This window comes from Aquabacterium sp. (genome assembly GCF_049274795.1).
Classification (GTDB): Bacteria; Pseudomonadota; Gammaproteobacteria; order Burkholderiales; family Burkholderiaceae_C; genus Aquabacterium.
In genome coordinates, this window is sequence record NZ_JBASTH010000084.1 from 49901 (window position 1) to 65073 (window position 15173).

Annotated in this window: 10 protein-coding genes; 5 read left to right on the top strand and 5 right to left on the bottom strand. The window is 67.3% G+C overall.

Translation table 11 applies throughout. The features are described 5' to 3' along the window. The first annotated feature begins 95 nt into the window (after window positions 1–95). The 3 genes from WAQ08_RS13585 to WAQ08_RS13595 all read left to right on the top strand — a co-directional run bounded on the left by WAQ08_RS13585 (window position 96) and on the right by WAQ08_RS13595 (window position 2130). Window positions 96–815, top strand: a complete 720-nt coding sequence (locus tag WAQ08_RS13585) for a UPF0149 family protein (RefSeq protein ID WP_422192117.1) — start codon at window positions 96–98, stop codon at window positions 813–815. Between the two features lie 29 nt (window positions 816–844). After that, a complete protein-coding gene (locus WAQ08_RS13590) occupies window positions 845–1624 on the top strand; it encodes a metallophosphoesterase (RefSeq protein WP_422192118.1) in 780 nt (259 codons plus the stop codon). 83 nt (window positions 1625–1707) lie between these two features. After that, a complete protein-coding gene (locus WAQ08_RS13595; protein ID WP_422192120.1) occupies window positions 1708–2130 on the top strand; it encodes a universal stress protein in 423 nt (140 codons plus the stop codon). A gap of 113 nt (window positions 2131–2243) precedes the next feature. On the opposite strand, the gene WAQ08_RS13600 is transcribed toward WAQ08_RS13595, so the two are convergent. Then, window positions 2244–2801, bottom strand: coding sequence for a PEP-CTERM sorting domain-containing protein (locus WAQ08_RS13600; protein WP_422192122.1), 558 nt, complete (start codon window positions 2799–2801; stop codon window positions 2244–2246). A gap of 386 nt (window positions 2802–3187) precedes the next feature. Between WAQ08_RS13600 and WAQ08_RS13605 the strand changes: the two genes are divergently transcribed. Together WAQ08_RS13605 and WAQ08_RS13610 are read left to right on the top strand one after the other, a co-directional pair. Then, the gene (locus tag WAQ08_RS13605) at window positions 3188–9154 is read left to right on the top strand and encodes an excinuclease ABC subunit UvrA (RefSeq protein ID WP_422192124.1); all 5967 of its coding nucleotides are present in this window, start codon (window positions 3188–3190) and stop codon (window positions 9152–9154) included. 171 nt (window positions 9155–9325) lie between these two features. Next, window positions 9326–10147 carry an intradiol ring-cleavage dioxygenase gene (locus WAQ08_RS13610; RefSeq protein ID WP_422192164.1) on the top strand — a complete coding sequence of 274 codons (822 nt, stop codon included), beginning with the start codon at window positions 9326–9328 and terminating at the stop codon, window positions 10145–10147. 15 nt (window positions 10148–10162) lie between these two features. On the opposite strand, the gene WAQ08_RS13615 is transcribed toward WAQ08_RS13610, so the two are convergent. From WAQ08_RS13615 to WAQ08_RS13630, 4 genes are all read right to left on the bottom strand, one after another. Next, on the bottom strand, window positions 10163–11224 hold the full coding sequence (locus WAQ08_RS13615; protein WP_422192125.1) for an AEC family transporter: 1062 nt from the start codon (window positions 11222–11224) through the stop codon (window positions 10163–10165). 35 nt (window positions 11225–11259) lie between these two features. Continuing rightward, window positions 11260–12828, bottom strand: a complete 1569-nt coding sequence (locus tag WAQ08_RS13620; RefSeq protein ID WP_422192127.1) for a hypothetical protein — start codon at window positions 12826–12828, stop codon at window positions 11260–11262. Window positions 12829–12847: 19 nt separating this feature from the next. Continuing rightward, window positions 12848–14515, bottom strand: coding sequence for a hypothetical protein (locus WAQ08_RS13625; protein WP_422192129.1), 1668 nt, complete (start codon window positions 14513–14515; stop codon window positions 12848–12850). A 133-nt stretch (window positions 14516–14648) separates the two neighbouring features. After that, the gene (locus WAQ08_RS13630; RefSeq protein ID WP_422192130.1) at window positions 14649–15080 is read right to left on the bottom strand and encodes a hypothetical protein; all 432 of its coding nucleotides are present in this window, start codon (window positions 15078–15080) and stop codon (window positions 14649–14651) included. Window positions 15081–15173: the final 93 nt, after the last annotated feature.

The following is a 15173-nucleotide window of genomic DNA, read 5'->3' on the forward strand; positions in this document are numbered from 1 at the left end:
GCTGTCACTGCGCCGGTGCATGCGGAAGCCGCCAGCACAGGCACAATCACGCTTTGCACACCACACCGATGCGCCGGCCAGGCGCATGCACCACCATGAGCGCTGCCGCCACCCTGACCGACAAAGAGATCCACGAGCTTGACGAGCTGCTGGCCCTCGTGCCCGAACCGCACGAAACGCTGGACGCCGTCATCCTGGACGGCTACCTGTGCGGCGTGCTGGTGCAGCCCGTGCAGATCACGCAGGAAGAGTGGCTGGGCCCCATCTTCGGCACCGAAGGCCTGCCCGAGCCCGGCAAGGGCGAATGGACGGAAGCGCGCCACAACCGCCTGCTGACACTGATCCAGCGCCGCTACGACGAGTTGCTGCGCGGCGTGCTCGAAGAAGGCTGGTTCGACCCGCTGGTGCCCATGATCGAAGACGACGACGGCAAGCCCCTGGAAGGCAAGGACGCCTTCGAAGGCCTGGGCTACTGGGTGGCCGGCTTCGAATGGGCGCTGGCCAACTTCCCGCAGCTGGAAGAAGCCGGCCTGTCGGGCGTGCCCGACCTGCTCGACTCGCTGTGGCGCCACCTGCCCGAGCAGGACGAGGTGCAGCAACAGATGACCAAGGCGCTGGACCAGGAGCACCCGCTCAAGAACCTGGACGCGGCCATCGAGGCCCTGGTGTTCGACGTGGTCGATCTGGCCGAGATCGGCATCGCCGAGCGCCACAAGGTGCAGACGGTGGTGCGCACCGAGCCCAAGCTGGGCCGCAATGATCCCTGCTCCTGCGGCAGCGGCAAGAAGTACAAGAACTGCCACGGCGCCAACTGAGGCCGGGCTGAACTGAGGGCTGAGCGCTTTTGAAACTCCAGATCCTGTCCGACCTGCACCTGGAGACAGAAGCCTTCACGCCCGAACCTGCCCCCGGTGCCGAACTGCTGGTGCTGGCCGGCGACATAGACAGCACCTGGGCCGGCCTGTCGCTGTTCAAGGACTGGCCCGTGCCCGTGCTCTATGTGCCCGGCAACCACGAGTTCGACCAGCGCGACATCCACGAGGCCCTGGCCACCCTGCGCCAACGTTGCACCGAGCTAGGCTTGCACATGCTGGAGCGCGAGAGCTGCGTGATCCAAGGGCGTGATGGCCGGCGCATCCGCTTCGTGGGCACCGTGCGCTGGAGCGATTTCGACCTGTTCGGCGAAGCCCAGCGCGCCAAGTCACAACGGGCCGCAGGCTACTTCGTGAAGGTGATGCGGGCCACGCGCCATGGCCAGCCCTTCGACCCCGAGGCCGTGCGCGAAGAGGCCCTGGCCTGCCGTGCCTGGCTGGCTGACACCCTGGCCCTGCGCCCCACGTCCGATGCCCACTGGGACGCCACCGTGGCCATCACCCACTTCGGGCCCAGCCTGCGCAGCGCCGACCCGCGCTATGGCCGCCAGCCCGGCACCGCCAGTTTCTGCAACGCCGACGATGCGCTGCTGCCGCTGGCCGACCTGTGGGTGCACGGCCACCTCCACTGCAGGCACGACTACACCGTGGCGCATGATCACGGTATAACGCGCGTGATCAGCAACGCCAGGGGCCACGGCTACAAGGGCGAATCGACCGGCTACGACGGCCTGCTCACGGTCGATGTCTGATCTGCGTCAATCCGGCAACACTGAATCCAAGGTGAATGCGGATAGACTGCAGAATGAAGACCTGACCTAGGAGTTCGACACCCATGAAGATCCTGCTCGCCGTGGACGGCAGTCCCTACACCCGCAAGATGCTGGCCTGGCTTTCGGCCAATGATGACTTCCTGGCCGGCTCGCACCACTACACGGTGCTGACGGTGACGCCGGCCATCCCGCCGCACGCCGCGCGTCTGTTCCAGGCGTCCGAGCTCAAGGCCTACTACGATGAAACGGCCGAAGCCGTGTTCAAGCCCATCCGCAAGTTCACCGCGCGCCACGACCTGGCCACGCAGTATGTGGGCAAGACGGGGAACGCTGGCGAGATCATCGCCAAGGTGGCCGACAAGGAAAAGTTCGACCTGATCATCATGGGCTCGCACGGCCAGAGCAGCCTGATGAACCTGGTCACCGGCTCGGTGGCCACCAAGGTGCTGGCCAACAGCAAGGTGCCCGTGCTGCTGGTGCGCTGAGCGCTTTTCCAGCCCCCCGGATGCGACAACGGCATCCTCTTCTCGCGAAGGGGATGCCGTTTTGCTTGGGGACGACGCCCGGCCGCCAGGGCCAGGCGCTGCAGAAGCAATGATCAGGCGCGGCGGCGACGGGCGGCGATGAAGCCCACCACGCCCAGGCCGGCCAGGGTCATGGCGACCGACGAAGCCTCGGGCACCGGCGTGACCGAGCCGAACTTCAGGCTGTCGATGAAGTAGGCGTCACCCTTGTAGCCGAAGGTGAAGGTTTTGCCGCTCAGGATCGGGCTGCTGCCATGGCTGAACGTCGACAGCGTCAGGGGGGATGCGCCATCCACAGACAGGGAGAACTTGTTGGTAGACAGGAAGAAGTCGTCCAGATCCCACGACAGGAGCTTCACCGACTTCTCGAAGCTGAAGGTGATCGACTCACCGCTGTTGATCCGGTAGTCGGCATCCAGCCAGCGCTTGGCCACACCCAATTCGCCGGCGAAGCTGACGAGCTTGCCGCCGTTGGCGGACACGGTCAGGTCGCCACCGACGGTGTTGCCGTACTCCAGGGTCTGCTCCAGGAACGGCAGGGTGAAATTAAGGGTGGTGGTAGCAGCCTGTGCCGAAACGGCGGCAGCGGCCAGCGCGGTTGCAGCAACAACGGCGCGGATGGCATGTTTCATGGATCAATCTCCCTATGGGTTGAAAACGGGTGTCACAAACTGTAGGCAGACGTGATTTGCTTCACAACCATCTGAAAGGGGGGATGCCCGGGAAACCCGCTCAAACAGGGGGGAGGTGAAACGTGAATTCATCACGGATCATGAAAAATCGCCGCCACGGATAAAACGCATTACGCTTAATCGACGTGCAAAAGCGGGCAATTTGCACCCATCTCCAGCACATCTGCCGACATTGATGGCGCGCATGCGCCATGGGCCGCGGCGTCTTGTGGTTGTCCGCGCCGGCCCCATGTGCATAGGCCAATCCCTCCCTAGAATATTTGCGCTCCAGCCTGGACATCCCTCCAGGTGAGCAGCATCCGCCGCACGCCGGCGCAAGGTGATTCATGTCCGACATCCGCATCCGCGGTGCCCGCCAGCACAACCTCAAGAACCTCGACCTCGACATCCGCACGGGTGAACTCACCGTGGTGACCGGGCCCAGCGGCTCGGGCAAGTCGTCGCTGGTGTTCGACACGCTGTACGCCGAGGGCCAGCGCCGCTACGTGGAGACCTTCAGCGCCTACGCGCGCCAGTTCCTGGACCGCATGGACCGCCCGGCCGTGGACCGCGTGGAAGGTGTGCCACCGGCCATCGCCATCGACCAGACCAACCCGGTACGCACCTCGCGCTCCACCGTGGGCACGATGACGGAGCTGAACGACCACCTGAAGCTGCTGTTCGCCCGCGGGGCACGGCTGTTCGACCAGGACACAGGCCAGGAGGTGCGCGAGGACACGCCGCAGTCGGTGTTCGACGAGTTGGTGCGCCGTGGTGCGCAAACGCCTGGCGGCCGCCGCGTGGTGATCACCTTCGGCGCCGAACTGCCAGCCAACACCTCGCCCGAGCAGATGCAGGAATGGCTGTCGGCCAGCGGCTTCTCGCGGATCCAGGCGCAGAGGGTGGTGGCGGCCCCTGCCGCGTCTTCTAAGGCGTCTGCCGACGAGGGCAAGGCCAAGCCCAAACCCGCCGCCAAGAAGGCCGCGAAGAAGGCCAAGGGCGCCGACGATCTCGCGTCGAACGAACGCCTGGTGCTCGACGTGGTGGCCGACCGCTTCCGCATCGGCGCCGATCCCACGGGCTCTGATCTGGACCGCCCCCGCGTGATGGAAGCGCTGGAGGTGGCCTTCAAGCGCGGCAGCGGCCACATCACCGTCTACGCGCTGCCGGAATCCAGCGATGCACTGCCTGATGGCAGCGAACCGCAACCCGAACTGTGGCGCTTCTCCAGCGGCCTGCACTGCCCTGACACGCATCGCCGCTACACCGCGCCCACGCCCGGGCTGTTCTCGTTCAACTCGGCGGCCGGCGCCTGCCCGCACTGCCGTGGCTTCGGCCGCGTGATCGGCGTCGACTACGGCCTGGTCATCCCCGATGGCCGCAAGACACTGCGCTCCGGTGCGATCAAGCCCATGCAGACGCCCGCCTGGTCCGAGAGCCAGGCCGACCTGCTCAAGTACGCGGGCGATGCGGGCATACCGCGCGACACCGCCTGGTCGCAGCTCAGCCCCGAGCACAAGGCCTGGGTGATCGATGGCGACCCGGCCTGGAAAGGCAACTGGAACAAGCAGTGGTACGGCATCAAGCGCTTCTTCGAGTACCTGGAAAGCAAGGCCTACAAGATGCACATCCGGGTGCTGCTGTCCAAGTACCGCAGCTACACGACCTGCCCGGTATGCGATGGCGCGCGCCTGCAGATCGAATCGCTGCTGTGGCGCCTGGGCAGCCGCGAGGATGCCGATGCCGTGCTCGCGCCCGCGCGCCGCATGTCGCCCAAGGGCGCCGCCATGCCACGCGAGGTGCTCGAAGCCCTGCCCGGCCTGAACCTGCACGATGTGATGCTGCTGCCGCTCAAGCAGCTGCAGCGCTTCTTCTCCTTCGTGACCCTGCCCAGCCAGGTGCATGACGAGGCCCTGCAGCTGCTGCTCGACGAGATCCGGACGCGCCTGAAATACCTGGTCGATGTCGGCCTGGGTTACCTCACGCTAGACCGCCAGAGCCGCACCCTGTCCGGCGGCGAGGTGCAGCGCATCAACCTGACCACGGCCCTGGGCACCTCGCTGGTGAACACCCTGTTCGTGCTGGACGAGCCCAGCATCGGCCTGCACCCGCGCGACATGGACCGCATCAACGTGGCCATGCAACGCCTGGTCGATGCGGGCAATACGCTGGTGGTGGTCGAGCACGACCCCGCTGTGATGCTGGCCGCCGACCGCGTGATCGATCTGGGCCCCGGCCCCGGCCACCAGGGCGGGCGCATCGTGTTCGACGGCACGCCCGATGAACTCAAGCAGGCCGAGACGCTGACCGGCGCTTACCTGGGCGCACGCCGCACCATCGGCATGGGCACGCGCCGCAAGGTGGAAGCGGGCACGCCCAAGCTGCTGCTGCAGGGCGCCCGCCAGCACAACCTCAAGAACCTGGACATCGAGATCCCGCTGCAACGCCTGGTGGGCATCACCGGCGTGAGCGGCTCGGGCAAATCCACGCTGGTGCAGGACATCCTGCACCCTGCCCTGCTGCGCCACTTCGGCCAGGCCACCGACAGCCCCGGCGAGCACGACGAGCTGCTGGGCGCCGACTGGCTCAGTGCCGTCAACTTCGTCGACCAATCCCCCATCGGCAAGACGGCACGCTCGAACCCCGCGAGCTACGTGGGCGCCTTCGACGCGGTGCGCACGCTGTTCGCCGTGACACCGCTGGCGCGCGAGCGCAAGTACACCGCCGGCACCTTCAGCTTCAACGCAGGCAACGGGCGCTGCCCCACCTGCGGCGGCTCGGGCTTCGAGCACGTGGAGATGCAGTTCCTGTCCGACGTGTACCTGCGTTGCCCCGATTGCGACGGCACACGCTTCCGTGCCGAGGTGCGCGAGGTCACCATCGAGCGCCTGAACCGCAAGCTCAGCATTTCCGATGTGCTGGAGCTGACCGTGGCCGAGGCCGTGCGCCTGTTCGGCCACGATGTGGACGTGGTGCGCGCCCTGCAGCCGCTGGCCGACGTGGGTCTGGACTACGTGAAGCTGGGCCAGCCCGTGCCGACGCTGTCGGGCGGCGAGGCACAGCGCCTCAAGCTGGCCGGCCACCTGGTCGAAACCGCCCAGCAGGCCAGCAAGACCGGGCAGAAGGTGGCGCGCAAGGGCACGCTCTTCATGTTCGACGAACCGACCACCGGCCTGCACTTCGACGACATCGCCAAGCTGATGCGCGCCTTCGCGCGGCTGCTGGATGCCGGCCACTCCATCGTGCTGATCGAGCACAACCTGGATGTGATCCGATCCTGCGACTGGCTGATCGAGTTGGGTCCCGAAGGCGGTGACGAAGGCGGCCAGCTGGTGGCCTTCGGTGCGCCCGAGCAGGTGCGACTGGGCGGTACGGCCACCGGCGTGGCATTGCGCGAGTACGAAGATGCGCTGGGCCTGCACGAGGCGGGCGGAGCCTCTTTGAAGGCCGCGGAGCGCACGGCCACCTATGCCTTGAAAAACACGGCATCCACCGACGCACAGGACGAAAGCTCATCCCTGCAAGCCCTGATCAAGGCCCGCCGCGAGCGCCGCCGCGAACTGGCCAACCAGGCTCCGGGCCACGATGCCATCGAGGTCGTGAACGCCCACGAGAACAACCTCAAGGGCCTGAGCGTGCACATCCCGCGCGGCAAGTTCAACGTGGTCACGGGCGTGTCGGGCTCGGGCAAATCGACGCTGGCGTTCGACATCCTCTTCAACGAGGGCCAGCGCCGCTACCTTGAATCGCTCAACGCCTACGCGCGCAGCCTGGTGCAGCCCGCCGGCCGCCCAGAGGTCGATGCCGTCTACGGCATCCCGCCCACGGTGGCCATCGAGCAGCGCCTGTCGCGCGGCGGGCGCAAGAGCACGGTGGGCACCACCACCGAGGTGCACCACTTCCTGCGCCTGCTGTATGTGAAGCTGGGCGTGCAGCACTGCCCGCACTGTGTCGATGGCGAAGGCCACCACATCCCCGTGCTGCCGCAGACACCCGAGGCCATCGTGGCGCAATGGATGCGTGATTTCCGCGGGCAGCACATCGGCCTGATGGCGCCGCTGGTGGTCAATCGCAAGGGCATCTACACCGAGCTGGCCAAGTGGGCCGGCCAGCGCGGCTTCACGCACCTGCGCGTGGACGGCGAGTTCCTGGCCGTGGCGGGCTGGGGCCAAGCCGGCGGCGCCAAGCTGGACCGCTACCGCGAGCACACCATCGAGTTGCCCGTGGGCGATGTGCTGGTGGCGCCCGAGAACGAAGCCCGCCTGCGCGAGCTGCTGACCACCGCGTTGGAGCACGGCAAGAGCGTGGTGCACATCCTCACGCCGCTGGACGGCCTGGCGCATGCGCTGGAGAACGGCCACTCCACGCTGCACATCGGACGTGTGAAGGTGTTCTCCACCGAGCGCTCATGCCCCAGCTGCGGCACCAGCTTCCCGGAGCTGGACCCGCGCCTGTTCAGCTACAACAGCAAGCACGGCTGGTGTCCCGACTGCGTGGGCACGGGGCTGGCGCTCACGCGTGATCAGCGCAAGACGCTGGACGACTCGCAGCAGGACGATGACAAGGGCCGCGAGCAGACCTTCGCCGAGCCCGATGTCGAAGATCTGGAGGACACCGCCTGCAGCACCTGCCACGGCGCCCGCCTGAACCCCACCGCCCTGGCCGTGCGCCTCGTAGGCCCGGGCCGTGGCCAGAACATCGCCGAGCTGTCGGCGCTGGCCGTGAAGGACGCCCGTCGTTGGGGTGAACAACTCAAGCTGGATGGCCGCGAGGCCACCATCGCGCGTGACATCGTCAGCGAGATCAAATCCCGCCTGAGCTTCATGGAGCAGGTGGGCCTGGGCTACCTCAGCCTGGACCGCGCCGCGCCCACGCTCTCGGGGGGCGAGGCCCAGCGCATCCGCCTGTCGGCACAACTGGGCTCGAACCTGCAGGGCGTGTGCTACGTGCTCGACGAGCCCACCATCGGCCTGCACCCACGTGACAACCAATTGCTGCTCGAAGCCCTGCACACGCTGGGCAAGGAAGGCAACACGCTGGTGGTGGTCGAGCACGACGAGGACACCATCCGCCGCGCCGAGCACATCATCGACATCGGCCCGGGCGCCGGGCAGCGCGGCGGCACCGTCGTCGCGCAAGGCACGGTGCAGGACATCATGGCCAGCGAGAACTCCGTCACCGGCCGCTGCCTGCGCCAGCCCATCGCGCACCCGCTGGTCGAGCGGCGCCAGCTCGCGGCCGACACACCGCGCCTGACGGTGAACGGCGCGCGCCTGCACAACCTCGACAAGGTGACCGTGCAGGTGCCGCTGCACCGACTGGTGGCCGTGACCGGCGTGTCCGGCTCGGGCAAGTCGACACTCGCGCGCGACGTGCTGCTGGCCAACGTGCAGACCGCCGTCGCGATCCCGCCCAAAGACCGCGCCAAGACCACCCCGCTGTGGGTGGGCTGCGATGGCGTCGAAGGCTGGGGCGCGGTCGACCGCGTGCTGGAGGTCGACCAGACCCCGATCGGCAAGACACCGCGTTCGTGCCCGGCCACCTACATCGGCTTCTGGGACACCATCCGCAAGCTCTTCGCCGACACGCTCGAAGCCCGTGCGCGTGGCTGGGGCCCGGGCCGCTTCAGCTTCAACACCGGCGAAGGCCGCTGCCCCGAGTGCGAAGGCCAGGGCGTGCGCACCATCGAGATGGCGTTCCTGCCCGATGTGAAGGTGCACTGCGACACCTGCGATGGCATGCGCTTCAACGCCGAGACGCTCAGCGCCACCTGGCGCGGCAAGCACATCGGCGACGTGCTCAAGATGGAAGTGGACGAGGCCGTCGAGTTCTTCGGCACGATGCCGTCGATCGCACACCCGCTCAAGCTGCTGCAGGACGTGGGCCTGGGCTACCTGACGCTGGGTCAGCCCTCGCCCACCCTGTCGGGCGGTGAAGCGCAGCGCATCAAGCTGGTGACCGAACTCAGCAAGGTGCGTGACGACATCGGCCGCCGTGGCCAGAAGGCACCGCACACGCTGTATGTGCTGGACGAACCCACCGTGGGCCTGCACCTGGCCGACGTCGAGAAGCTGATCCACGTGCTGCACCGCCTGGTCGAGGGCGGCCACAGCGTGGTCGTCATCGAGCACGATCTGGACGTGATCGCCGAGGCCGACTGGGTGATCGACATGGGCCCGGAGGGCGGCACCGGTGGCGGACGCGTTGCGGCGGCCGGCACGCCGGAAACGCTGGTCAAGGCCGGCACGCACACGGGCGTGGCGCTCAAGGGCGTGCTCAAACGCACGGTGCGCAAGGACGAGGTGTCCGCTTAACAAGGCCCTACACGCCGGAAACAGTCCGGCAACACGGCGTCCTTAAGGTGCGGTTCAGTGACGCGATGTCACAGCCCACCCGAAGGACGCCCCTTGACCGCCCACCGACCCAACGATCAGCACGACGATCACGACCACGCCCAGCCTCAGCTGCTCCATGACCTGAACGCCATGGCGCGGGGCGGCGATCGCCGCCAGATGCTGCGCTGGCTGAGTGCGCTGAGCGCCGTCGGCGCCCTGCCGCTGATGGGCTGCGGGGGCGGGGGCAGCAGTGGCACGAACCTGTACAACGACACCTCGTCAACCTCAGGTGGCAGCACCACGACGACGACCACCTCGGGCAGTTGCACCGTGGTGCCCGAAGAAACCGCCGGCCCCTATCCCGGCGACGGCTCCAACACCGCCAACGGCAGCGTGGCCAACGCGCTGGCCTTGAGCGGCATCGTGCGCAGTGACATCCGCACCAGCGTGGGCAGTGCCTCAGGCACGGCAGCGGGCGTGCCGCTCACGCTCACCATCACGCTGACCAACACAAACAACAGCTGCGCCTCGCTCGACGGCTACGCCATCTACCTGTGGCACTGCACGCGCGATGGCAAGTACTCGATGTACTCCAGCGGCGTCACCGGCGAGAACTACCTGCGCGGCGTGCAGGAGACCGACAGCAACGGCCAGGCCACCTTTGTGACCATCTTCCCGGGTTGCTACTCGGGCCGCATGCCGCACATCCACTTCGAGGTCTACCGCGACGCCAACACGGCCACCAGCTTCTCCAACAAGCTCAAGACCTCGCAACTGGCCTTCCCCACCGCCACCTGCCAGACGGTCTACAACAACGCCAGCGGCTACAGCGCCAGCGTGAGCAATCTGGCCTCGATCAGCTTCGCCTCGGACAATGTGTTCAGCGATGGCGTGGATCTGCAGATGGTCAGCATCACGGGCGATGTGACCAATGGCTACCAGGCCAACATCACCGTGTCGATCTCGGTATAAGGCCGGGCACAAGGCTCAGCCCGCGGGCCGCACGTTCAGCAGGTGGGCCCACAGCGCCAGCGTCAGCAGCGACGCCGCCGTGGTCCACAGGATGATGCGGGCCACCAGCCCCGTGTCGGCGCCCTCCCGTTCGGCCAGCATGGACACATTGCTCGCCGAAGGCAAGGCCGCCGCCATCGTCAGCACCAGCAGGCCGGCCGTGGGCACGGCCAGGCCCAACACCGTGCCCAGCAGCTGCCCTGCACCCCACACCAGGGCCGGATGCAGGCCCAGCTTGAGCAGCGTGGGCAGCCACACGGCTGGCGCTGCCGCACGGGCCTTGGCCGTGCTGGTGCCAGCCACGGCCGTTGCTTTGTCAGCGGACTCGCCAACATCGCTCTCGCTGTCCACATCCCGATGCGCCGCCGTCATACGCGCCAGCTGTGAGCGGGCCAGCATGGCCCCCAGCGTGAACAGCGCCACCGGCGTGGCGGACTGGGCCAGCAGGCGCAGCACTTCGTCCACGGGGTGCGGCAGGCTCAGGTGCAGCTCGGCCGCCGCCATGCCCAGCCCCATCGACCACAGCAGCGGATTGCGCAGCGCGCCCTTGAGCGAGGTCTGGATGGCACGCCGCTCTTCGCTGGCTTGGTAGCGGTCTGAATGGGCCCACGCCAGGCACAGCGAGCTGAGCAGCAGCACGTCCACCAGCACCGTGGCCGCCACAGGCCCCACGGCCTGGGGCCCGAGCAGGCCCGTCAACAAAGGCAGGCCCAGGAAGCCGGTGTTCGGAAAAGCGGTCGTCAGCGCGGCCAGGCCGCCATCACGGCGCGACAGCCCCTGCCGCGCGGCCCAGGTCAGCGCCAGGGCCGTGATCACGCTGCCGGCCACGCCATAGGCCAGCAGCAGGCCCAGCAGGCCGGTCTGATGCAAGGCACCGCTGGCCGCCAGGCGGAACACCATGGCCGACAGCCCGAAATACAGCACGAAGCTGTTCATCGCCCCGATGCCCACCAGGGGCAGCACGCCGGTCCGGGCCGCGCCCCAGCCCATCAGCACCAGCGCAAAGAACGGCACGAACAACAGCAGCAGATCGATCATGGGCAGGGATTGTCCTCCCTTTGCCCGCGGGCCGCTCAGCGAATGGTGGCTCTCAGCGCCTGCGACAGCCGGCTGCGGTCCATGTCATCGCTGATCTTGCGGGCGTTGACCATCAGCGCACAGTTGTCCAGCACCTTGATGGCTTCGTCAGCCTCGGTGTTGATCTCGCGGATCTGCTTGTTGAGGTAACCGTTGAGGCCGTTCTGCACCTGGTCGCGGATGTCCAGCGGCAGGCCCAGGAAGGCGTTCTGGACCTGGTCGAACGCGTCCTTGGGGCCGCCGTTGATCACGGTCACGCGCTCGCGCCACTCACGCAGTTTCGTGTCCAGCCCCACAGCCACGATGCCGTTGGTGGTGACGAGCCACTTGTCGGGCTCCAGCAAGGTGCGCTCGGTGTCGGTGCTCAGGCCGCCCAGGAAGCGGCCATCGTTGGCGCGGTAGAAATCGTCGAAGGCCTTCTCGGCCGTGGTGCGGCGCGCATCGAAGGCGTCCTTGAGCATGCGCCGCAGATCCGACCAGTCGCGCTTCATGCCATCGGTGCCCAATGAGGACTCGATGCCATCCATGGCCGACACCGCGGCGGCATGCGTGGCGCGCAGGCTGTCCAGATTGCAATCACGCAGGAACTGGTCCACCTGCTGACGAATGCCACCGTAGGACACGATGATCACGCCCTCGTTGTCCAGCTGGGCCTTGAAGGCCGTCATGTGCGTGTTGTAGGCGCCTTCGATCAAGGGCTTGAGGCCCTTGCAAGCCATGTCGAGGTAGTCGACCACCTGCTTGGTTTCCTTGTCCAGCAAGGTGCCCACGCGGTACTGCACCAGCCCGCCCACGTTGATGGAGCGGATGCGGTTGATCCAGTCCATCAGCTCACCCACCTCCATGCCCAGCTTGGCGGCCATCTGGGCCATGTTGGCCGCGCTGTTGGCCCACGAGGCGATGGTGAGCAAGGCATCGACCACATTGCGCGGCACACCTGCGCCCACCAGCGTCTCCTTGACATGGTCGGTGATGGACGAGAACACGCTCTTCCAGGCATCGCGCAGCACCACGACGCCGGCGCCCGCCTGCACCCAGTAGGGCATGGCCTCGGCCAGGGCACGCTCCAGCAGGTCCTTCAGATCCTGGGCGGCGCGCTGCTCGGCCTCCTCTACCTTCAGGTCTTCTTCGCTCAGGTTCTGCCACTTGCGATCGAGCACGGTGATCAGCTCGCGCACCTTGCCGCCATCACGCACCATGGCGTCGCGCGCCTCGGCCAGCTTCAGACCACCCAGGTGGCCCCAGAAGATGAACTCCGAGAAGCTGAGCTGCTCGCTCCAGCGCACGGCCAGCTCGCTGGGCGTGGACAGCCCGTCCAGCATGGCATCGAGCTTGTCGGTGGCCGTGCGCGACATGTCGCGGAACTTGCCGGCGTACTCGTCGGCCAGCATCTCCGTGCCGTCGTCGGCGATGTAGGTCCACATCATCGTGAGCGCCACATCGCGCGCGGTCAGGTAGTCCTCCAGCACGCCGGCCAGGCGCATGGACTCGCTGGCGCTCAGTTGCGACTGGACGGCGGCGAGGGAGTCGCGCAGTTCGCGGCGACGGGCATCAAAGGCTGGCATCTCGTGGCCTCTTTCCTGATCAGACGGCCTGAAGGCTGGTGATGCGCCACGGCCCCAGCGGCATGCCCGGCAGGCCGATGCGCTGCAGCGTCCACCAGCGCTTGACGGTGACATCGCTGAAGGGCCGGTAGACGCCATCGAACAGGCCGATGTGCTGCATCTCCACCTGCACCTCTTCCAGCCGCAACTGGCCCGGGTAAGCATCGCCCGGGAAGATCACGCGCACATCGTCCACCCACACGGGGCGCAGGTCGTGCACGCGCTCCATGATGCGGCGGCGGGCTTCTTCGAAATAGCGCGCGGGCTGCTCCACCGCATTGGCCTTGAACAAGGGCCGCCCATCGGGCAAGGCGCCCACCGACCACGTGGCGAACAGCGAGATCCACAGGTCCTGGTCGGCGGCCTTGAGCGCCTTGACCATGGCCTCCAGCACCTCGGTCGGGCTGGCGGTGTCGGCAGGCAGGACGCCCCCCTGGTCACGCAAGGCCTCTTCACCGGCGAAGCGAGCCACGCCCTTGCCATCAACCTGGCGCAAATCGACAAATACCGCCCCGCCGATCAGCGCCGCCACCGGCACCAGGTTCAGGCCGAAATAGGCACGATCGCCCACCACCAACTGGCCCGGCTGTGCCTGCACCTCGCCCACCAGTTCATAGCGCTCGTCGATGCTGGGCACCACCAGGCGGCGGTAGCGCGCCAGCGCATCCATCATCCACACGGCCTGCGGGCTCTCCGCATCGGCGAAGTACCAGCCATCACGCGCGCTGCCGGCCACGAACCAGGTGCGGCCGGCCTCGCCCACCCAGTCACGGTTGCGCAGCGGTGGCAAGGTGGCATAGCGGCCCACGATGGCCTCACGCCGTCCGTGGATGGGGTGCTCGGCCGGGAACAGCGGCGTGATCGCGCGGTCGGCCAGTTCGGCCTGCAGCGCGTCCCAGGCGGCCTGGGCCTTCTGGCGGATCTCGTCGGCGCGCTGCTCGCCTTGTTCGCGGTAGTCCATCGCGCCATCGGGCAAGGTGATGGCCGGGCCTTCCAGGCGTTCGCGCATCGCCTCGACATCCTGCTGCACGGCATCGGCAAAGGGGCCTGGGTACTTCTGGGCCAGCAGGCGTACGCGGGGGGCCTGCTCCAGCAAGTTGCGCAGCTCATAGGTCGATGTCAGCGCCAAGGCGTAGAGCGTGTCGTCCAGCACGGCGCTGGTGGTCTTGGCAAAGGCTTCGGCCCATGCCCCCCAGCTGCGGTCGAAGCCATCGTTCTCGTACATCTCTGGCGGGCCGCCAGGGCCCAGCAGGATGCGGTTGTCGGCGCTGCGCACATGGGGCCTGGGGCGCAGCGCGCCGGTCACGTCCAGCGTCTGCCAGCCTCGGCCGGATACAGCGCGCCGCATCACCGTCAGCGTCACGGGGGTGCCATCTCGCGCACCGGCCTTGGCCCAGCGCTGGGCTTCGCCATAGGTGCCGATGGCCTGTTGAAGTTCGGCGGGCGTGGCCTTGGCATCGATGGGTGCGCCCTCCACGGCCACGATGCGGTCACCCACACGCAGGCCGCTGCCGCGCAAACCGCTGAACCAGCCGATCTGGGTCACCCGCAGCGAGGCCGGCGCGGCCTGCAGCATGGGCGTGGTCAGCAGGCCAGTGCTGAGCTCCACCGGCGCGGCGCCGGTCGTGTCGGACGAGGCAGGCTCCATGGCGTTGTCATTCGGTGAACGTGCGGCAATGCACGATCCGAATGGTAGAGGCCCGCCAGGCGCTTGGGATCACCCGGTGTCGCGGCCATGCCGACAGACACGCACCTAGGCTTTGGGATTGACCTGGACCGGCTTACTGGGCCTTCTGCTTCTTTTCTTTCTCGAACTGCTGCTCCACGCGGGCCTTGGCGCGGTTCTGGACAGCGTAGCGCTCGACGAAGCTCACCTCGTCCATCAGCTTGCCTGCGCGTTCGGTGCAAGAGACCAGCCGCCTGGTCTGCTCGGCCCTGGGCAGCTTGGCCCAGCGCTGCTCGGCCTGGGCCAGCAGCTCGTCGGCCTCGGCCTTGCGCAGGCCCTGCTTGTAGGCCACGCCGATGAAGACGAAGCTGTTCTCGGTGTCGGCCAGGATGGCCTTGTCACGCGCTTCGGTCTTGGGCTGGGCCAGACGCGCGGTGACCTCGGCCTTGTAGGCCGCGGAGCACTCTGCCGCCTCGACAAAGAAGGGAGAAGGTTCGGCATTGACCGCCGGAGCCTGGGCCATCACAGCACCGGCCCACAGCAGCATGCAGGGAAGGAACGGTCGAATTGAAGGCATGGATCAAGTGGGGTTGACGCCGCGGATCGGGCCACGGCTGGTCATCACTCTGTCATAACGTCG

What these genes read in the sequence shown, in the direction of transcription:
- WAQ08_RS13620 (WP_422192127.1), bottom strand. Translation starts at nt 12,828, where the DNA reads ATGCCAGCCTTTGATGCCCGTCGCCGCGAACTGCGCGACTCCCTCGCC.
- WAQ08_RS13585 (WP_422192117.1), top strand. Translation starts at nt 96, where the DNA reads ATGAGCGCTGCCGCCACCCTGACCGACAAAGAGATCCACGAGCTTGAC.
- WAQ08_RS13600 (WP_422192122.1), bottom strand. Translation starts at nt 2,801, where the DNA reads ATGAAACATGCCATCCGCGCCGTTGTTGCTGCAACCGCGCTGGCCGCT.
- WAQ08_RS13610 (WP_422192164.1), top strand. Translation starts at nt 9,326, where the DNA reads ATGGCGCGGGGCGGCGATCGCCGCCAGATGCTGCGCTGGCTGAGTGCG.
- WAQ08_RS13605 (WP_422192124.1), top strand. Translation starts at nt 3,188, where the DNA reads ATGTCCGACATCCGCATCCGCGGTGCCCGCCAGCACAACCTCAAGAAC.
- WAQ08_RS13630 (WP_422192130.1), bottom strand. Translation starts at nt 15,080, where the DNA reads ATGCTGCTGTGGGCCGGTGCTGTGATGGCCCAGGCTCCGGCGGTCAAT.
- WAQ08_RS13595 (WP_422192120.1), top strand. Translation starts at nt 1,708, where the DNA reads ATGAAGATCCTGCTCGCCGTGGACGGCAGTCCCTACACCCGCAAGATG.
- WAQ08_RS13615 (WP_422192125.1), bottom strand. Translation starts at nt 11,224, where the DNA reads ATGATCGATCTGCTGCTGTTGTTCGTGCCGTTCTTTGCGCTGGTGCTG.
- WAQ08_RS13625 (WP_422192129.1), bottom strand. Translation starts at nt 14,515, where the DNA reads ATGGAGCCTGCCTCGTCCGACACGACCGGCGCCGCGCCGGTGGAGCTC.